This window comes from Desulfospira joergensenii DSM 10085 (genome assembly GCF_000420085.1).
Taxonomy (GTDB): domain Bacteria; phylum Desulfobacterota; class Desulfobacteria; order Desulfobacterales; family Desulfobacteraceae; genus Desulfospira; species Desulfospira joergensenii.
Genome location: NZ_ATUG01000003.1, coordinates 989,095 through 1,006,246, shown reverse-complemented (window position 1 = coordinate 1,006,246; position 17,152 = coordinate 989,095). Strand labels below are relative to the sequence as shown.

Here is a 17,152-nt window from a genome sequence, read left to right as displayed (position 1 = left end):
ACAATCTCCTTTGATTGGTCAGGGTTTAATCCAACTGGGTAAAATTATCCTTGCTGGCGCCGCAGAGGGGGCATACCCAGTCTTCGGGAAGGTCGGCAAAGGATGTGCCGGGATCAATACCGTTGTCAGGGTCACCGGCTGCCGGGTCATATACATATCCGCAAACGCATTCATATTTTTCCATCTATTTTCCTCCTAATCTTAAGGATTTAAAATCTTGATGCTCCAATTGTCTTCCTGCTCCTGTTGGGGGCAGAAAATGTTTGAATTGCTGCCAAAGTAATGCAAAGAGCATGCCTCGAACTCCATGATCATGTTTATAAAAATCTAATTTACCTGGATATTGGTTTTATAGTATAAGGTGCGCAAAATCAATGAACACTTTATTAAATATGAAACCCCGGATTTATACCAAAAGAACCCGGATCAATGTTCCGGTGGAGGCCGCCTTTGCCTGGCATGCCAGAAACGGGGCTATCTTGAGGCTGACCCCGCCCTGGGCGCCTTTGAAGATGATATCCCGATCCGGAATAGGCATTGACAAAGGCGTGAAAGTTCTGTTCCGGATCAAGGTATTCAAGATCCCCATGGCCTGGGAAGCCGAGCACATTGTCTGGGAGAAAAACAGGATGTTCAGGGATTGCCAGACCCGGGGACCCTTTGCCCTTTGGGAGCATACCCATAGGTTCCTTCCCCAGCCGGGAAATTCCACTGTCATGGAAGATGAGGTAAAATTCAAACTTCCCCTGGGCTGGTTGAGCCGGCCTTTTTACCGGTTTGCGGAAAAGGAACTGGACAGGATGTTCTCCTACCGGCACAGGGTATTGAAACATGACCTTGAAAATCATGCAGATAAGGGATCTAAAAAAAGAATCCTGGTTTCAGGAGCCAGCGGGACCATCGGCAGCATTCTGGTTCCCTTTTTGCGGACCTGCGGCCATGAAGTCATCCGGCTGGTGCGCAAGACCCGGGATCTTTCCGGAGATGAACTCTTCTGGGACCCGTCCGCAGGTATCCTGGATCTTGGAAAGACAGGCCCTTTTGATGCGGTCATCAACTTAAACGGGCTCGATATTTCAAGGGGACGGTGGACCCCGGAATACAAGAAAAAGATCATTGATTCCCGGGTGTTGTCCACCCGGCTGCTGGCATCCAAGATCAGTGGTCTGGATACCAAACCCGAAGTGTTTATCTCTTCTTCGGCCATTGGATTTTACGGAGATTCAGGAGACAGGTTGATCGAAGAAGAAGATACGGAAGGGGAGTGCTTTATCTCTGCCGTCTGCAGCCAGTGGGAAGATGCATCCTCCGAGGCCAGGAATGCCGGCATCCGGACGGTCCTGCTGAGAATCGGAGTGGTGCTGACTCCGGCCGGAGGAGCCCTGGCTAAGATGGAACTGCCTTTCAGGCTGGGATTGGGGGTAAAGTTTGGCCGGGGCAGCCAGTATATGAGCTGGATCAGTATGGAGGATACCCTTTCGGCCATCCTTCACATTCTGGAGAACGGAGTGATCAACGGACAGGTCAACCTCACGGCCCCCAATCCGGTGACAAACCGGGAGTTTTCCCGCACCCTGGCCAGTGTATTCCATAAAAAATTAGTCTTTACCCTGCCCGGATTTCTGGTCAGGCTTTTCTGGGGGGAAATGGGAAAGGAGACTCTCATGGCAAGCACCCGAGTCATGCCCGGCAAACTGCTGGATTCGGGTTTCTCCTTCCAGCACGAGACACTTGAACCGGCATTGAGGGACATGCTTGGCAGATGAACTTAATTGGGGAATAATTCGTCATGAACGTTAAATTGAAACTTGTTTTTTCCACGCTGATGATCACCGCACTCTTTTTCGGGTTTATTCAGATTTATTTCCCGATTGAAAAGTATAATTTTGAAAGGCTTCACATTTTTCTTTTCAACCTGTGCACCGGCGGGTCCATTCTTCTCTATTATACCCAGGGCCGACGCCGGGTCTCTAAAACCGTTAAATTCTTTTTTCTGGGATCCTTAATCTATGCCTTTTCAGCCTTTTTTAAGGTATATCCCATTACCCTGGCCGTGACGGTCCTGCTCTTCATCCTGGTGGAAAAGGTGAGGGTCCAGAGTTTTTCCCTTATCCCTTTTCAGTTTTTCAGTCCAGGGGAATCCGTATCCAGGAAATTCCACCAGGCCTCATTACTCTGTCTTTCCTGTGGTCTGGTCATTGCCGGACTGGTGATTCTCAACAACGAGTACTTTCAGCTCGTGACCATGGCAAAGCTTACCCTGGACACATTTTTCCTGGGATTCTCCTTTCCCCTCTCCCTGATCACCCTGTCCCTTGTTTTTGCCATGCTGGCCGGGATGGAGAACTCTTCCATGAAGGCTGTCATGGAGCTCTGTTTCTGGACCATCACCCTGGGGGTGATCATCTTTTTTCTGTTTATCCTTTTTGAAAAGTTTGTTCCCCAGATTTTTGTGACCACGGCTCTTTTTCTGGCCGTGGTCACCGTGTTCTTCCTCTATTACAAAAATGCGGAGCAAATCCAGCAGAAGCTCTTCCTGACTTCGGGTATCGGATTTTTAATTTTTACCGCCCTTACCGGGATCGCCTATATCTTCCTGCAGATGTCCCAGGACTATGACCCCGGGAAAACAAAATGGCTGCTTCACATGCACGTGTTTGCGTCCCTTTACGGCTGGAACCTCTGCGGTCTCTCCGTGATCTGCCGGTTTGAGGATTTCCCCATAAAGCTGCACTCCCCAACGGTCATTGGAATTCACTGGCTCACCGCCGTGGTCCTGGCTCCCCTGGGCGTCTTTTACGGCTGGTTTGCGGTTTTGGCCCTGATGGGATATTCTTTTATTACTTTGACCTTGTTTTTTTCCAGAAACGAGGGAAGGTTTTAAAGGAGATAAAATGAACACCAGGGAAAAATTAAAGCGGTTTTTCAGCCTGTTTACCGGCAGCTCAAAGGTGCTGGTGGTCATCAATGCCGATCCCGATGCCATTGCCAGTGCCATGGCCGTCAAACGCCTGCTCTGGAGAAAGGTCCACGAGGTGGTCATCGTCCATTTCAACAAGATCACCCGTCCGGACAACCTTGCCATGATCGATCTGACCGAACCCGGGCTCAAAACCCTGGACGAGATAAATAAAGAGGACTTTCATATCTTTGTGATCGTGGATTCCCAGCCCGATCACCACGAGAGCTTCAGCGGCTTTCCGTTCCATGCCATCATCGACCACCACCCCGTAAGCGCGGATCAGGCAGAGTACGTGGATATCCGGCCCGGTTACGGTGCCTGCTCCACCATGTTGACGGAATATCTAAAGGCAAAGAAGATCAAACCCTCTTCCAAACTGGCCGCTGCATTGATGCTGGGCATCAAGACCGATACTTCCAATTTTACCCGCCAGGCCGGAATCCGGGATATCAAGGCCTTTCAATACCTGTATCAATTTGCCGACAACAACATCGTCACCAAAGTGGAAAGAGCCCTGATGACCCAGGAAGATCTTGATTTTCTGGGCCATGCCATCAAGCACCGGAAAATCTTAAAGAACCGGGCCTTTTTCCATGCCGGCAGGATTACCCAGCCCGATGAGCTGGTGATCACGGCGGATTTCTTCCTGACCCTTGCCCGGGTCAACTGGAGCATTGTATCGGGAGTTCTTGATAAAAAACTGGTCATCGTGATCCGGAATGACGGGCTGAGAAAAGGGGCGGGCAATACGGCCAAGGAGGCCTTTGCCGCCTTTGGTTCTGCCGGGGGGCATAAAACCATGGCCCGGGCTGAGCTGGACATGGGTTCTGTCCGAAAAGAGATCGGTTCAAGGGCACAAAAAGCCGTGGCTCAGTGGATCATTGACTGCATTGAACAGACCGCCGGAAAGAAGATCGAATAAAGGGATCAGACCGGCCTGACGGGAAGGCACATGGTGAATCTGGCACCTTTGCCCGGTCTGGATTCTACGGACAATGTCCCCCTATGGGTTTCCGTAACGATAAAATAGGAGACGCTCAAGCCCAGTCCGGTTCCTTCTCCGGCAGGCTTGGTAGTAAAAAAGGGTTCAAACACCCGTTTCCGGGTCTTCTCGTCCATGCCCGGCCCATTGTCCCCGATTTCCACACAGACCTTGTCCCTGTCCTGTCCTGCAAAGATGCGGATGAAAAAACAGGGGTGTGCTGTCCCGGAGCCCTGCATGGCCTGTGCCCCGTTGCGCAGGATATTGAGCAGAACCTGCTGGATTTTGGAACTTTCACAGATCACGTCTGGAATTTGGGAATCATACTCTTTCTGGATCTCAATCCGCTTAAAATCATACTGCTTTTTCAGATCATAATCCGTGGCGGCCAGATCCAGAGTCTTGTCAACCAGCTCCCTGAGGTTCTGGGAAACGGTTCCTGCATTTGATTTTCTGGCAAAGCTGAGCATGTTTTCCACGATGGCGGCCACGCGCCTGCCTGACTCGTTGATGGTGGATACCATGCGAAGGATCCCCCTGTCCTCCATAAACTTCTGGATGGCCTCCATGGTGGTTCCGGCCCTGAGGGCGGCTTTTTCATTGGCAGCAATGCCGGAGGTCATGGTCAGGCGGTTTCGCATAACGTCCGCAGTCTGCATCATGCCGGCCAGAGGATTGTTGATTTCATGGGCCATGCCCGCTGCCAGCCCTCCCACGGAGAGCATCTTTTCACTCTGGATCATCATCTCTTCCATTCTTACCCTGGGGGTGGCATCGTCGATGCGGATCACCGCACCCTTATGGCAGTCGCCGGTCAGAGGAAAGATGGTGACGTCATCGTAACAGGTCCCGGCTTCCGACTGGCGGGGCTTATTCCGTTCAAGACTGATTTCATGGTTCTGTATGCTGTGGGCGATTTTTCCCAGGTCCTCGGACATCCTTGGAAATACCCGGGAAAGATGTCTGCCCTGGGCCTTTTCAGAAGGGATTCCCGTTTCTTTTTCCGTGGTATTGTTCCAGTGGGTCACCCGATGGTCCTCATCCACCCCGATGAGAAGCGACGGCATTGAATTGATGATGCTGGCCAGGTATTTTTGAAGGTTGTCCAGTTCGGCCGTCCGTTCTATCACCCTTGCTTTAAGGGTCTTTTTTGCCCGGGCAAGGCTGAGAAAAAACCAGAGAAGACAAAATGTCAGGGCAAGGCAGAAAGAGGCATACAAGTAACTATAAACGGCCCGGTTATACCATTGGACCCGGATTTCACCGATATTGGTATTTTCGTAAATGACCGGGGTCGTCAGCCGCTTGACAGGGATCAGGCCCAGATCGATGAAAAGCCTTTCTGTTTTACCCGGTAAAGGCCCTGTAACGGAAATAAATTCATTTTTTACATCATCCATGACCGCGATCCGCCGGTAATGGTTTGATTCGGCTGCCAGGCCGAGATAGGCAAGGGGGTCTTCGGTCTCATATTTCCACAGGGCACTGGCGATGATCCGGGCATGCTGCTCCAGTTTTTTTTGGGCATTTCCAAGTATATGCCTCTGGTGAGCGGCAACCATAAAACCACATAGAATGGATACGATGAAAAGGGTGGAGAAAAAAATGGTTTTGATGTTCATCTATGGGTCCATGTGGTTAAAAAAAGAGCCGTCAACTCCCTAACAGGTGTTATGCAATTTGCTGCGAATTTCATTTGTCGTCTGGTCTGCATGTGCCGTGGGTCGTCAAGGAAGGATGTCTTATACTCCCTGATCACGGGCATCATAATTGAACTCGAATCCCATTGTCAACCTGTCCCTCAAATTTTAAAGGATCAATCAGGGGGAGATCGCCGTCATGCCTTAAGGTGCGGCGAAAATTAGAAAACGCCGTTTTCCGGGAAAGGACAAACGTCAGAAGAGGGCTGTTAGGTGGAGGAGGGCAGGCTCTCTATCAAGGCCCTCACCCTGGCTTCCAGATCGTCCCTGATCTTTTTCAGGTCATTATCAGACATGACCCGGGGCCTGTTTATTTCCCAGACAATGGATTGCCGGCCCTTTATTTTAGGGTGTTCCCGGGCTTTGTTTAGATATACAATCAGATCAAATTCCTGGTTTGACAAAAGCGCATCAAGGGAAAAGGGTTTCAGATATTTCAGGTCCAGAGATTTTTCCTCCATTGCCTTGAGAGTCTGGGGCAGCAATTCCAGAGCAGGCTCAAGACCCGCCGAAAAAACCCTGTGTCCGCCCGGACTATGGAACCTGAAAAAGGCGGCCGCCATTTGACCCAGGCAGGCATCCTCCCGGGATATAAACAGAATTTTTTTTCCGGAGAGAAAAGGGTGGAAAAGTTCTTTGACCTTTTCTTTGACATCCTCCCTAAGGTTGGGATAGGCCGCCATCTGTCCGGGGGATTCAATGTGCCGGTAGGTCAGGCCTCCTTTGTACTTTACGGACAGGGCATCAAAGAAGATCTTGGCGGTCAGTTCCAGGCCGTCAAAGAGTTTTTTACCGCCGGACCCTCCGCAGGACAGGAGGATCCCCTGGCGGTTTTTTGCGTTGGGCTCTTTGAGCTCCAGCCTGTATTTCCGGCCCCAGAACATCTGGCACCGGTCGATCAGGGCCTTGAGTTGTGCCGGTACATTATAGAAAAAAACAGGGGATGCCAGGACAATGATGTCCGCCCTTTTGAGAAGGGGGTAAACCTTTGGTTCCATTTCGTCCCTTATGGGGCAGAACCCTTTTTTTTCACAGACGATGAGTTCTTTGCAGGGCTGGATATCCAGCTCCCGGGCCAGGAGGGTCTGGGTGAGGGCCCCCTGTTTTTCAGCCTCTTCCATAAATATGGAGAGCAGGTCATGGGTATTTCCCTTTTTCCGGGGACTGCCCTGAAGTCCGAGAACAAACATATTATTCCCCCTAGGATAAGGATAGATCTAATTTTTTGGCCATTCCTGTTCTCTTTCCTCGTGAAATGCCAGGAACCTGTCTTTGACCAGTTCTTTACCGGATATGGGACACCGGAGGGTGATTTTAAATTTGGATACCTTGACGATCTCCCAGTCTCCCTCCAGGGGGGAATCTTGGATCCTGATTTTCTGTCCTTCGTATAAAGGGCAGGGTTTGAAAATACTCACCTTCTGATTCATAAAAATTCCTCCCGAAAGAGTCTTCAGGTTAAATATACTCTATGGTTTGGCTGGCAGGCCACCGATTTTTTTTGGGCGGGTCCTTGAGCCGGAATCCCAGGGTGGCAATCACGGATATTTCATAGGTGTCCGTATCTATGCCCAGGGCCTTTTCCGCAGGGTCTTTTTCAAACCCCTCTATGGGACAGGAGTCAATCCCCTGGGCAGCCGCAGCGGTCATGATATTGGCAAGGGCGATATAACACTGCTTGGAACACCAGGCATAGGCGCTCATTCTCGGAAAGACTTCGGTTTCCATATGATTTTTATATTTATCGACATAGATCTGGACCGCCTCTTCGGTCAGGTCCCGTCTCTGAAAATTTTTCCGGATATAGGGATCGGCCGGATCGGCCAGGTCCGGCCGGCAGAGAACCACGATCACATGGCTGGCGTCGGTAATCTGGGGCTGGTTCCAGCAGGCCGGCCTAAGTTTCCTTTTTACATCCTCCGAGGAGATGACCAGGAATCTCCAGGCTTCCAGGCCAAAGGAGGAGGGAGAAAGCCGGGCCGCCTCCATAATGGTTTGAATCTGGTTCCGGGCGATTTTCCTGTCCGGGTCAAATGCCTTACAGGCATGGCGAAAGTTCAACGCTTTAATTACAGGATTCATGATAACTCCATGAGCATACCGGCCAGATGCTCGCTTAAAAACATGATCAATTCAATGTCAAGGTGAAGGATCACCGTCTCATCAAAGAGCAGTTTCACCTCCGCCTCAAATCCTTGACTTTCATCCCAGAAGAGCAAAACCACCGGGACTTTGGGAAAGGCTGCAAATTCATAGGCCAGATCCGGGGAATCGTAGGCCGTTTTCCGGTCTTTCCCGCCGAATGCCTCACAGGCCAGGGCAAGCTTTCCTGCCTTTGATGAGAACTCTTTCTTCAACGGATCTTCCACATGGGTTTTCATGGAGAGAATTTTTGAAACCGTATTGGGAAATTCCTTGAGGCTTTTCATCCTGCCGGAAGGCTCTTGTGACCCACCCTGGGCCATGTGGATATAGACAAAGGTCTGTTCGTTCCGGCTCAATTGCCCGCCGGCACTGTCCCGGACATCATCCGGGGTAATGATCAGCTCTTTGTTGAAACAGGGCAGCCGGATCCGCTCCTTGCCGTCCCTTGTTTCCAGATTTCCCCCGATCCGGGAAGCAATATCCTTAAGGGTCATGGAAGAGGCTTTTTGTCTGGCCCATTCCAGGGCCTCCTTGGCCATGTCTTTTTTAAGCCACTTGCCTTCCTTATACTGCTGCTCCAGTTCTTCTTCGGCCGATTCCAGAACATCGGCCGGGATGTGAGGGCAGTTCTTCAAAGGATGTTTTTCAGAAACCACCATGCCGGCAAATGCGATGCAGGTGGGAAACCCGCACTCTTTGCAATTGGTCCGGGGCAGAACCCTTGTGTATAGATCTACTACGGAAAGGGCCATGGGTTTTCCAGGAAGAGTAGATGGATAACCGGGCAGGCTGCCTGCCCGGTTATAGTCCCCAAGTCCTATTCTTTTTCAAAATCATCCTTGGATGCCCCGCAGATGGGACAGGCCCAGTCATCGGGCAGGTCGTCAAAGCTGGTTCCCGGATCAATTCCGCTGTCAGGGTCTCCCTTTTCAGGGTCATACACATAGCCGCAGAGGGTACAGACGTATTTGTCCATCTTTCAAATTCTCCTTTTTTAATTAGGGTTATAAACAACTAGTCCAGTTTCATCTTTTCAAGTGCAATCAGGCTTCCCTTGTAAGATGCGTAAATCAGTACCACATACAGGATTAAAAGAACAGTTCCCATGATTTTTATCTCCTTTGTTGGATAGGGGCCGGCATTTAATAGGATTTCTCCTGAACTTCCTCTTCGGTGAGCTTCTTGGCATCCATGAGTCTCCATACATAGACAATATAGGCCAGCACAAAGGGGACCCCCAGGGCCACGTAGGTCATGACCGTCAGGGTAAAGGGGCTGGAAGAGGCATTGGCTATGGTCAGGCTGGACTGAAGGTCGAGCTTGGACGGATAAAAGGAGGTATTATTCAGGGCCGGCAGGCAGAGCAGGGCAAAGCCGGCAAAAACAGTCCCCAGTCCGCTGAACCAGATACCCTGGGTGCTCTTTTTAAAGGCGCCCAGAAGAACTCCGTAGAGAACCAGGACCACCCCGGCCAGGAGCAGTATGAGCAGGACGGGCTGGGTCGTTAGATTGGTCAGGTACTTGGAAGAGACCAGGGAGACAATTCCTTCTTCATCCACGTGAAACCCCTTCATGAAAAGGATGCAGATCAGAACATAGAGGAGGAAGGGAAGCGCCGTAAGAAAACTTTTCCAGACCTGTTTGCGCAGCCGGGTTTCCAGCTTGGGCGTCGTGGAGAAGTCAATGCTGTTCAGGAGGTATAAGGCCCCGAGAACCCGGGCGTTAAAGACCAGAAAAATGCCCATGCTCAGGTTGAACAGGGAAAAGGCGGCCTCAAGCCCCCTGAGATTCACACCCAGCAAGGTATAGTCCCAGGTGACCCGGTTGTACATGTCCAGGGTGAAGTTGGAACCGGTATAAAAGGTGCCTACTGCCGCGCCGATGAGCAGAATGCCCAGGGAGCCGTTGATGAAAAGAAAGAGCTCGTAAATTCTGGGACCGAAAAGGTTTCCTTCTTTTTTCCGGTACTCATAGGATACGGCCTGGATAATGAAAGAAAAGAGAATCAGCATCCAGACCCAGTAAGCTCCTCCGAAACTGGTGGCGTAAAATTTAGGAAAGGCGGCAAACAGGGCCCCTCCAAAAAGTACCAGGGTGGTGTAGGGCAGCTCCCATTTCCTTCCCAGGGAGGTGATGACCAGCGCTTTTTCCGTGTCCGTGGCTGCCACCTGCCAGAGCAGGGTCTGGCCGCCCTGTACCAGGTTGAGAAAAAGGAAAAGGGCGCCCACAACGGAGCAGATGATCCACCAAAGCTGTTGTAAGGTTGAATAGTCAAATAACATTTTATCGGCCCTCCTCTGGTCCCTTGGATATCTGTTTTGCCATGATGGTGACTTCCGCCGCAAGCAATGCCGTGAACAATACCAGGAACAGGAAAAAGGTAACCTGGACGTTTTTAGCGGTCAGGTTGCTGGTGGCAGCCTGAACCGGCAGAAGACCGTTAATGGCCCATGGCTGGCGGCCCACTTCCGCCACAACCCATCCGGCCTGGGAAGCGATAAATCCCAGGAACCCGGAAATCAGGCCCAGGCCCAGGAGCCACTTCTGCCTGACAAGGCTGTCTTTGAAGCCGTAAAAGAGAAAGAGAAGAAAGAGAAGGGGAAACAAGGATCCCAGGCTCACCATGATATGAAATGCGTAATAGGGAATGGCAACCGGCGGTATGGCCTGTTCGGGGATGTCAAAGTGGCCGTATCCCAGATAGGCCTGGTTTTTCTTAAAATCTGTTAATGCCTGCTCCGCCCCGGGGCCGTCCTTGGCCTTTTGGGCTTTCTTATACCGGGCCAGGTCGGAAAGGGCTTTTTTCCCCTTGAGGATTTTGGCGTCCACTCCTTCTATCCCCTGGGCCTGGTTGCCGTAGGTCAGGTCGTTAATCCCCGGGACAAAGGAGTTCAGGGAACGGTTGGCCAGAAGGGAAAGGGCATAAGGGATTTCCACCTTTACGATAAAGGGGTCCTGGCCGTCACCGGGTTTTTTATCCGGGGTGAGGATTCCGGCGGCAACAATGGGAGCATTGATCTGTCCCTTGTAAAACCCTTCAATGGCGGCCAGCTTCATGGGCTGTTTCTGGGCGACTTCGTATCCTGACTCGTCCCCGGTCAGAACCACATAGCCCGATGAGAGCAGTCCGAATACCGAGGCGACCACAATGGATTTCTTGGCCATCTGGACATGTTTCCCCCGCAGAAGATACCAGGAGGAAACAGACAGCACAAAGAGAGAGGCCAGGAGAAATCCGGAACTGGAGGCATGGGTGAACTTGGAAATGGCCACGGGATTAAAGACCACCTCGAAAAAACTCTGCATTTCAAACCGGGCGGTCTCCGGGTTGAAGGCCATGCCCACGGGGTTCTGCATCCATCCGTTGGCCACCAGGATCCAGACTGCAGACAGGTTGGAGCCGATGGCCACCATCCAGGTGGAAAAGAGATGAAATTTTTTGGATACCCGGTTCCATCCGAAAAACATGACGGCAAAGAAGGTGGCTTCCAGGAAAAAGGCAAAAATTCCTTCAATGGCCAGGGGGGCGCCGAAAATATCACCGACCATCCAGGAGTAATTGGACCAGTTGGTCCCGAATTCAAATTCCAGGATGATTCCCGTTGCCACACCAATGGCAAAGTTGATCCCGAATAAGGTCATCCAGAACTTGGTGATGTTTTTCCATTCCTCTTTTCCCGTGCGCACGTAAATTGACTCATAAAAGGCGCATAAAAAAGAAAGTCCCAGTGTCAGGGGTACGAATATCCAGTGATACATGGCTGTAAGGGCAAATTGAGCCCTGGCCCAGTTCACCATGCTCAGATCAACTTCAATCATGAATTCCCTCCTTTGGTTATATTAAGGGGTGTTGGTTTGTTCATTCTTTAAAAACGTCTTTCCTGTGATCTGTTCCAGGACGTAGTTTGATTTTTCTTCATCGGTATTAAATTTTGTGTTCAGGTAGTCAGGAAAAAAGAAAAGCTTCAGGACCGCAAACATCAAAAAAAGCTTGATGAATATAATGGCCCACAGCTTTTTACCCAGAACCATTCCCTTGAATCCGTCACGGTAAAACCCGTAAACATTGAGAACAGGCCTGATTAATTTATCTGTAATCATTCGAATACCTGGGTTTGAAATATGCCTTTGAATTGATACCTCACTATATCGTATCACGGGAACTTAGGAAAGAGAATAATAACACCTCTTGGGAGAGATCACCCGGCCCTTTTCCTTTAGGGATTTAATAATCCTGGAAACTTCCTTGGATTCAAGGTCCAGGGTTTTGGCTATTTCACCGGGACGGACCGGCTTTGCCGCCTGCTTCATTGCGCTTAATACTTTTTCTTCCATGCTTTTCCTCCTTTTAAGTAGGCTTTGTTTTACAATCTGTTTATTTTCCTGAAAAGGAGAGCAATTAGCATGCCATTGGCATGTTGAAGAGAGGAAAAGCCCGGGGGGTCATCTGAAGATTAAGGATAAGAATTCATATTTGCAAAGGGTTTGCCCTGGTTTTGTATTGAAAAAGAAAAGGAGGAAAGTCTGAAAATCCCGTCTGCCCGGCTGTGTTTTGATTTTTTTTGCCGGGGAATTGGTGCTGTTTTGTCTCACATTTTGTCCTGTCTCATGTGGTTTGAGACAGGACAAAATGTGAAAAAAATTGGGGCAGGCGGCTTAGATTTGATCGATGTAGGCCTTGATCTCCTCATTATCGGCCAGGAACCGGTAAAGGGTTGCCCGGCCCACGCCCAGGACCCTGGCGGCCTTGGATTTGTTGCCTCCGGTTTTTTTGACGGCGGCCTTGACCGAATCCATATCCAGCTTCCCCTTAAAAGAAGAGCGCTCCCTTTGGGGTTCTTCGGCAGGATACCGGAGACCCACGGTCTGATCCCGGGTGATTTCCAGGGGCAGATGACCGGGTATGATGGTTTTCCCCCTGGAGCGGACCATGGCAAACTGGATGGCATTCTTTAATTCCCTGACATTCCCTGGCCAGTGGTAATCCAGCATGACGTCAATGGCTGATCCTGAAATTTCAGGGGCGGAATGGGGACTGTCCATTTCCGCTTCCTTGAGAAAATGGGATGCCAGAAGGGGAATATCGCTTTTCCGATCCCTCAGGGGAGGCAGGTGAACCGGAATCACGTTGAGTCGGTAAAAAAGATCCTCCCTGAACCGGCCGGCCTTGACCTCCTCCTTAAGGTTTTTATTGGTGGCGCTGATGATCCGGGTATCCACGGAGATCCTTTTTTCACCCCCCACTTTTTCAAAGGTGCCTTCCTGGAGAAATCTCAGGAGCTTAACCTGGGTCTGGAGGGGAAGTTCGGCCACTTCGTCCAGGAAAAGGGTTCCCTGGTGGGCCAGCTCAAACCGGCCTTTTCTCTCTTTTACCGCACCGGAAAAGGCACCCCGGACATGGCCGAAAAGTTCGCTCTCAACTATCCCTTCGGGAATGGCGCCGCAGTTTACCGGAACAAAGGCCCCCTTGCCGAATGAGCTGATATCATGGATGGCATTGGCCACCCTCTCTTTTCCGGTTCCTGTTTCACCGGATACATGAACCGGGTAGGTATAGAGGGCCACATCCTGGATCTGCCTGAAGATCTCCTGCATGGCCTTGTTCTTGCCGATGATGCCGGAAAAATTGGACAGGGTCTCGGCCTTGAGGGAAAGCTGGAAAGGTTCGGTCATGTCCCGGAAGGACGCCACCACCCCCTTGATACCCCCCTCCTTGTCCAGGATGGGGGAAACCGTCATCTCTACATGACGGGTTAATCCCTGTTTGGTGATGATGTTCAGGGGGTATTCCAGGGTTTTTAACTTGAGTTCAGGGGGGCCGTCGCAAAAGGAGCATTTTCCTCCGCAGAAGGGGGCCTGGAAAACTTCGTGGCAGTCTTTTCCGATGACTTCTTCTTTTAAATATCCGGTTATCTTCTCTGCTTCTTTGTTGAAGACGGTAATTGTTCTTTCCGGGGTATGGGCAATGATTCCAAGATGCAGGTTGTCCAGGACCAGGTACAGGTTGTCATTTTCCAGAACCGCACGTTTAAACTCTTCCATGTCTTTTTCCCAAAAGAGTAAGGTTTCAAAAGACCGCCTGCTATGCGTTTTCAGATAAAAGCCGGTAAAACGCCTAAACCTGGCAGTCTGAACTGTCGGTTCAGTAAATGGCACATTTGTGTATCAGATGCAATGGTTTTTTATGTGAAAAAAAAATAAAACCCGGATGGGCAGGATAATAAGTTGTTTGGATCTTCGGGATGAAGTCCGGCCTTATAATAAGGAGGAAGACAAGATCGTTTGAAAGATCATTCCATGACAATGCAGTCCCGGGGACAATTGTTGACCGCTTCCAGGGTTTCTTTATCGTCATACCTGTCCAGAGGGATGACTTCAACAAAGCCCGCATCGTTCATTTTAAAGGCATGGGGGGCAAGCTCCACACAGACCTCACAGAGGATACAGCACTCAAGGTCCACACAGGGAACAGCCGGGGCCGGTTTATTTTTCCCGGGATTCATTCCACCATCCCTTATCCAGGTGACGTTGTTTTTCCTCCTGGGCCAGGTTGAGGATTCTGTATCCTGAATCCAGCAGGATTCCGTACAATACCCCGCAACCGGGATCTTCCCTGTGTTCGTCACCATACCGGGCCAGTTGGATCATCTCCTGGGCCAGTTCAATGGTCCGCTCTATATTGGAGTCACATTTTTTTTCTAACATTGGGATAATGCTCTTTAAAGGGTTTTTGATGAATAAAGTGACAATACCCGATAGATAATTCAATAAACATGCCAGTGCTGAATTCCGTGTTTTTGGCATGAATGGGATTACCAGAGGCATGGTATTTGCTGTTTTTTGTCTCAGGTCAGGAACAAAATTGTTTCGAAGAATCTTAAGGTTTGTTTGGTTTCCGTAAAAGTTTCGGCGAACCGGATTGTAAATGATCTGAAGATGCGCGGTATTTCGGACAAAGACAAATTGACAACCCCTACTTTGTGGTATATTCTTAAAATGAGTTCAACTCCTGGAAACTCCAGGGGGTATCACGATCTGAAAAAGGGAAGACATGGAAAATACAGGATTTAAAAGGATAAGGGCAAAGTTGAAAAGAACCCAGAAAGAGATGGCCCAGCTTCTGGGCATTTCCATCAAAGCGGTTCACAGTTATGAGCAGGGGTGGCGGAAGATTCCCCACCATGTTGAAAGACAGCTTTTTTTCCTCCTTTCCAGGGCCGGTTCAAAGACCCTGCCTGAAAAATGCTGGGATATTCTGGAATGTAGTGAAAAGACCTGTCCGGCCCGGGAGTTCCAGGCCGGGGACATGTGCTGGTTTGTCAACGGGACCCTCTGCTCCGGGGAACCCCATAAATCATGGGATGAAAAAATGGCAGCCTGCAGCTCCTGCAAAGTGTTTAAAAAACAAGTTAATATTGAAGAGGATCCAATTTGATGAATGAATTAACGGATATCTGCCGAACCGGAAGGGAGACCGGATCGATATTCCGCAAAGAACTGCCCAAGGCAATCCAGAAAGTCCTGGCCTCCATGGATGATGAAACCTGTTTTGCCCATATCGGGGACGAACCCATCCATTTTTCCACCTCGGTAAAGGGGATGATTGATAAGTTCCGGGAAGTGCTGTTTCCCGGATATTTTACCAAGGAGAAAGTAGACGGGGCAAATATCGTCTACAGCCTGGGGCAGACCGTGTCCCAGCTCTATGATATTCTGTCCGAGCAGATTGCCCACGTGCTCCGGCATGATTGTCTCCGGTACGGTCAGGCCTGTACTGAATGTGAGGCCAGGGGCAGTGAAATGGCCTTGAGTCTGATCCAGAAGATTCCCCAAATGAGAAAGTCCCTGGCCGAAGATGTCAAAGGGGCCTATGAAGGAGATCCGGCGGCAAAGAGTCATGATGAGATTATCTTTTCCTACCCCGGGTTATACGCCATTACCGTCTACAGGATTGCCAATGAGCTCTTCCGGATGGGGGTTCCCCAGCTTCCCAGGATCATGACTGAACACGCCCACAGCCTTACCGGCATTGATATTCACCCGGGGGCTGAAATCGGTGAACGATTCGTTATTGACCACGGCACCGGGGTGGTGGTGGGGGAGACCAGCGTCATCGGCAACAACGTCAGGATTTACCAGAACGTCACCATCGGGGCCCTTTCCCTGCCCCCGGATGCCGGGGAAAAACTGCGGGGGGCCAAACGTCACCCCACCATTGAAGATGATGTGATCATCTACTCCGGGGCCACCATCCTGGGAGGGGAAACCGTCATCGGAGCCCGGTCCGTGGTGGGCGGCAGCGTCTGGCTGACAGAGTCTATTCCGGCGGATACAAAGGTATTTATAGAAACGCCCCGTCTGATTTACAAACAGCAGGGACTCAGGGAGGAGGTACTAAATGAAGGCTAAATCCGATATCACAGGGACCATTGGTTCCACCCCCCTGGTCCATATCAAGCAGGCATCCAGGGAAACCAAAGCTGAACTTTACGCCAAAATCGAGTTTTTCAATCCTGCCTCCAGCGTTAAGGACAGGATCGGTGTGGCCATGATCGAGGATGGATTTCAAACCGGAAAAATCAACCCGGATTCTGTGATTGTTGAACCCACCAGCGGTAACACGGGCATTGCCCTGGCCTTTGCCGCCCGGGTACACGGCCTTCGGCTGATCCTGACCATGCCCGAGACCATGAGCCGGGAGCGGCAGCAGCTGCTCAGGCATTTGGGCGCCGACCTGGTTTTGACGGAAGGGTCCAAAGGCATGAAAGGGGCCATTGAAGAGGCAAACAAGATCTTGGGACAGACTTCAAACGCCTTTATGCCGGACCAGTTTTCCAACCCGGCCAATCCTGAGATCCACCGGCGGACAACGGCCCCGGAAATCTGGGATGCCACAGAAGGCAGAATCGACGTCTTTGTGGCCGGGGTGGGAACCGGGGGAACCATTACAGGGGTGTCGGAAGTCCTGAAAAAGAAAAATCCGGATCTCAAATCCATTGCCGTGGAACCGGCTGATTCCCCGGTTCTGTCCGGAGGAAAGCCGGGCCCCCATAAGATTCAGGGAATCGGTGCCGGGTTTGTTCCCAAGAACCTGAACCGGGAGATCCTGGATGAGGTCATCTGCGTGGGAAATCATGAGGCTCTCCAGGGGGCCCGGGATCTGGCGGTCCAGGAGGGTATCCTCTGCGGCATCTCCTCGGGTGCGGCATTTCATGGGGCAAAGCTTGCGGCATCCAGACCCGAAAATCAGGGAAAAACCCTGGTCTTTATCATCTGCGATACCGGTGAACGATATCTGAGCACGGATCTGTTTACCCCGGCATAATCATCCTTTCCGTCCGATTCTTCCGTTCTGCCCGGAAT

At 50.8% G+C, this 17,152-nt stretch carries 20 protein-coding genes; 6 read left to right on the top strand and 14 right to left on the bottom strand.

Translation table 11 applies throughout. The features are described from left to right. Nucleotides 1-25: 25 nt before the first annotated feature. The gene (rd, locus tag F608_RS36000) at nucleotides 26-184 is read right to left on the bottom strand and encodes a rubredoxin (protein WP_084681311.1); all 159 of its coding nucleotides are present in this window, start codon (nucleotides 182-184) and stop codon (nucleotides 26-28) included. A 190-nt stretch (nucleotides 185-374) separates the two neighbouring features. On the opposite strand from rd (F608_RS36000), the gene F608_RS0128775 reads away from it, so the two are divergent. From F608_RS0128775 to F608_RS0128765, 3 genes are read left to right on the top strand one after another with little or no spacing between them, the layout of a single operon-like run. Then, nucleotides 375-1,766 carry a TIGR01777 family oxidoreductase gene (locus F608_RS0128775; protein ID WP_244154350.1) on the top strand — a complete coding sequence of 464 codons (1,392 nt, stop codon included), beginning with the start codon at nucleotides 375-377 and terminating at the stop codon, nucleotides 1,764-1,766. A 23-nt stretch (nucleotides 1,767-1,789) separates the two neighbouring features. Next, on the top strand, nucleotides 1,790-2,884 hold the full coding sequence (locus tag F608_RS0128770; protein ID WP_022669216.1) for a hypothetical protein: 1,095 nt from the start codon (nucleotides 1,790-1,792) through the stop codon (nucleotides 2,882-2,884). 10 nt (nucleotides 2,885-2,894) lie between these two features. Further along, nucleotides 2,895-3,884: a DHH family phosphoesterase gene (locus tag F608_RS0128765; RefSeq protein WP_022669215.1), complete on the top strand. Its 990-nt coding sequence runs from the start codon at nucleotides 2,895-2,897 to the stop codon at nucleotides 3,882-3,884. A gap of 5 nt (nucleotides 3,885-3,889) precedes the next feature. On the opposite strand, the gene F608_RS33795 is transcribed toward F608_RS0128765, so the two are convergent. The 13 genes from F608_RS33795 to F608_RS0128690 all read right to left on the bottom strand — a co-directional run bounded on the left by F608_RS33795 (nucleotide 3,890) and on the right by F608_RS0128690 (nucleotide 14,494). Beyond that, nucleotides 3,890-5,566 carry a two-component system sensor histidine kinase NtrB gene (locus F608_RS33795; protein WP_022669214.1) on the bottom strand — a complete coding sequence of 559 codons (1,677 nt, stop codon included), beginning with the start codon at nucleotides 5,564-5,566 and terminating at the stop codon, nucleotides 3,890-3,892. 287 nt (nucleotides 5,567-5,853) lie between these two features. Beyond that, nucleotides 5,854-6,834, bottom strand: coding sequence for an NAD(P)H-dependent oxidoreductase (locus tag F608_RS33790; protein ID WP_022669213.1), 981 nt, complete (start codon nucleotides 6,832-6,834; stop codon nucleotides 5,854-5,856). 27 nt (nucleotides 6,835-6,861) lie between these two features. Then, nucleotides 6,862-7,074, bottom strand: coding sequence for a hypothetical protein (locus tag F608_RS0128750; protein WP_022669212.1), 213 nt, complete (start codon nucleotides 7,072-7,074; stop codon nucleotides 6,862-6,864). A 28-nt stretch (nucleotides 7,075-7,102) separates the two neighbouring features. After that, nucleotides 7,103-7,726, bottom strand: coding sequence for an NAD(P)H-dependent oxidoreductase (locus tag F608_RS0128745; RefSeq protein WP_022669211.1), 624 nt, complete (start codon nucleotides 7,724-7,726; stop codon nucleotides 7,103-7,105). Further along, nucleotides 7,723-8,541 carry a DUF3786 domain-containing protein gene (locus F608_RS0128740; RefSeq protein ID WP_022669210.1) on the bottom strand — a complete coding sequence of 273 codons (819 nt, stop codon included), beginning with the start codon at nucleotides 8,539-8,541 and terminating at the stop codon, nucleotides 7,723-7,725. The genes F608_RS0128745 and F608_RS0128740 overlap by 4 nt, the downstream gene beginning before the upstream one ends. Before the next feature lie 65 nt (nucleotides 8,542-8,606). Next, complete coding sequence (gene rd / locus F608_RS35995) at nucleotides 8,607-8,765, bottom strand: rubredoxin (RefSeq protein WP_022669209.1); 159 nt, start codon at nucleotides 8,763-8,765, stop codon at nucleotides 8,607-8,609. A gap of 166 nt (nucleotides 8,766-8,931) precedes the next feature. Continuing rightward, a complete protein-coding gene (gene cydB, locus F608_RS0128725; protein WP_022669207.1) occupies nucleotides 8,932-10,071 on the bottom strand; it encodes a cytochrome d ubiquinol oxidase subunit II in 1,140 nt (379 codons plus the stop codon). A gap of 1 nt (nucleotide 10,072) precedes the next feature. Beyond that, entirely contained in the window at nucleotides 10,073-11,608 is a 1,536-nt protein-coding gene (locus F608_RS0128720) for a cytochrome ubiquinol oxidase subunit I (protein WP_022669206.1), read from the bottom strand. 21 nt (nucleotides 11,609-11,629) lie between these two features. After that, nucleotides 11,630-11,890, bottom strand: coding sequence for a DUF4492 domain-containing protein (locus tag F608_RS0128715; RefSeq protein ID WP_022669205.1), 261 nt, complete (start codon nucleotides 11,888-11,890; stop codon nucleotides 11,630-11,632). Nucleotides 11,891-11,953: 63 nt separating this feature from the next. Beyond that, nucleotides 11,954-12,124: a MarR family transcriptional regulator gene (locus tag F608_RS0128710; RefSeq protein WP_022669204.1), complete on the bottom strand. Its 171-nt coding sequence runs from the start codon at nucleotides 12,122-12,124 to the stop codon at nucleotides 11,954-11,956. A 321-nt stretch (nucleotides 12,125-12,445) separates the two neighbouring features. After that, nucleotides 12,446-13,831, bottom strand: coding sequence for a sigma-54 interaction domain-containing protein (locus F608_RS0128700; RefSeq protein ID WP_022669202.1), 1,386 nt, complete (start codon nucleotides 13,829-13,831; stop codon nucleotides 12,446-12,448). Nucleotides 13,832-14,079: 248 nt separating this feature from the next. Beyond that, nucleotides 14,080-14,292: a ferredoxin gene (locus F608_RS0128695; protein WP_022669201.1), complete on the bottom strand. Its 213-nt coding sequence runs from the start codon at nucleotides 14,290-14,292 to the stop codon at nucleotides 14,080-14,082. Continuing rightward, a complete protein-coding gene (locus F608_RS0128690) occupies nucleotides 14,273-14,494 on the bottom strand; it encodes a hypothetical protein (RefSeq protein ID WP_022669200.1) in 222 nt (73 codons plus the stop codon). Before F608_RS0128690 ends, F608_RS0128695 begins: the two co-directional genes overlap by 20 nt. A 346-nt stretch (nucleotides 14,495-14,840) precedes the next feature. Between F608_RS0128690 and F608_RS0128685 the strand changes: the two genes are divergently transcribed. Genes F608_RS0128685 through cysK form a run of 3 tightly spaced genes read left to right on the top strand, consistent with a single transcriptional unit; the run spans nucleotide 14,841 to nucleotide 17,114 of the window. After that, on the top strand, nucleotides 14,841-15,224 hold the full coding sequence (locus tag F608_RS0128685) for a helix-turn-helix domain-containing protein (protein WP_022669199.1): 384 nt from the start codon (nucleotides 14,841-14,843) through the stop codon (nucleotides 15,222-15,224). Continuing rightward, the gene (locus tag F608_RS0128680) at nucleotides 15,224-16,198 is read left to right on the top strand and encodes a serine O-acetyltransferase (protein ID WP_022669198.1); all 975 of its coding nucleotides are present in this window, start codon (nucleotides 15,224-15,226) and stop codon (nucleotides 16,196-16,198) included. The genes F608_RS0128685 and F608_RS0128680 overlap by 1 nt, the downstream gene beginning before the upstream one ends. Further along, on the top strand, nucleotides 16,188-17,114 hold the full coding sequence (gene cysK / locus F608_RS0128675; protein WP_022669197.1) for a cysteine synthase A: 927 nt from the start codon (nucleotides 16,188-16,190) through the stop codon (nucleotides 17,112-17,114). The genes F608_RS0128680 and cysK overlap by 11 nt, the downstream gene beginning before the upstream one ends. Nucleotides 17,115-17,152: the final 38 nt, after the last annotated feature.

Coding starts and splice junctions, on each gene's coding strand:
- F608_RS0128720 (WP_022669206.1), bottom strand. CDS start 11,608: ATGATTGAAGTTGATCTGAGCATGGTGAACTGGGCCAGGGCTCAATTT.
- F608_RS0128775 (WP_244154350.1), top strand. CDS start 375: ATGAACACTTTATTAAATATGAAACCCCGGATTTATACCAAAAGAACC.
- F608_RS33790 (WP_022669213.1), bottom strand. CDS start 6,834: ATGTTTGTTCTCGGACTTCAGGGCAGTCCCCGGAAAAAGGGAAATACC.
- F608_RS0128710 (WP_022669204.1), bottom strand. CDS start 12,124: ATGGAAGAAAAAGTATTAAGCGCAATGAAGCAGGCGGCAAAGCCGGTC.
- F608_RS0128715 (WP_022669205.1), bottom strand. CDS start 11,890: ATGATTACAGATAAATTAATCAGGCCTGTTCTCAATGTTTACGGGTTT.
- F608_RS0128700 (WP_022669202.1), bottom strand. CDS start 13,831: ATGGAAGAGTTTAAACGTGCGGTTCTGGAAAATGACAACCTGTACCTG.
- rd (WP_022669209.1), bottom strand. CDS start 8,765: ATGGACAAATACGTCTGTACCCTCTGCGGCTATGTGTATGACCCTGAA.
- F608_RS0128695 (WP_022669201.1), bottom strand. CDS start 14,292: ATGAATCCCGGGAAAAATAAACCGGCCCCGGCTGTTCCCTGTGTGGAC.
- cysK (WP_022669197.1), top strand. CDS start 16,188: ATGAAGGCTAAATCCGATATCACAGGGACCATTGGTTCCACCCCCCTG.
- F608_RS0128770 (WP_022669216.1), top strand. CDS start 1,790: ATGAACGTTAAATTGAAACTTGTTTTTTCCACGCTGATGATCACCGCA.
- F608_RS0128745 (WP_022669211.1), bottom strand. CDS start 7,726: ATGAATCCTGTAATTAAAGCGTTGAACTTTCGCCATGCCTGTAAGGCA.
- F608_RS0128690 (WP_022669200.1), bottom strand. CDS start 14,494: ATGTTAGAAAAAAAATGTGACTCCAATATAGAGCGGACCATTGAACTG.
- F608_RS0128765 (WP_022669215.1), top strand. CDS start 2,895: ATGAACACCAGGGAAAAATTAAAGCGGTTTTTCAGCCTGTTTACCGGC.
- F608_RS0128750 (WP_022669212.1), bottom strand. CDS start 7,074: ATGAATCAGAAGGTGAGTATTTTCAAACCCTGCCCTTTATACGAAGGA.
- F608_RS33795 (WP_022669214.1), bottom strand. CDS start 5,566: ATGAACATCAAAACCATTTTTTTCTCCACCCTTTTCATCGTATCCATT.
- cydB (WP_022669207.1), bottom strand. CDS start 10,071: ATGTTATTTGACTATTCAACCTTACAACAGCTTTGGTGGATCATCTGC.
- F608_RS0128680 (WP_022669198.1), top strand. CDS start 15,224: ATGAATGAATTAACGGATATCTGCCGAACCGGAAGGGAGACCGGATCG.
- F608_RS0128740 (WP_022669210.1), bottom strand. CDS start 8,541: ATGGCCCTTTCCGTAGTAGATCTATACACAAGGGTTCTGCCCCGGACC.
- F608_RS0128685 (WP_022669199.1), top strand. CDS start 14,841: ATGGAAAATACAGGATTTAAAAGGATAAGGGCAAAGTTGAAAAGAACC.
- rd (WP_084681311.1), bottom strand. CDS start 184: ATGGAAAAATATGAATGCGTTTGCGGATATGTATATGACCCGGCAGCC.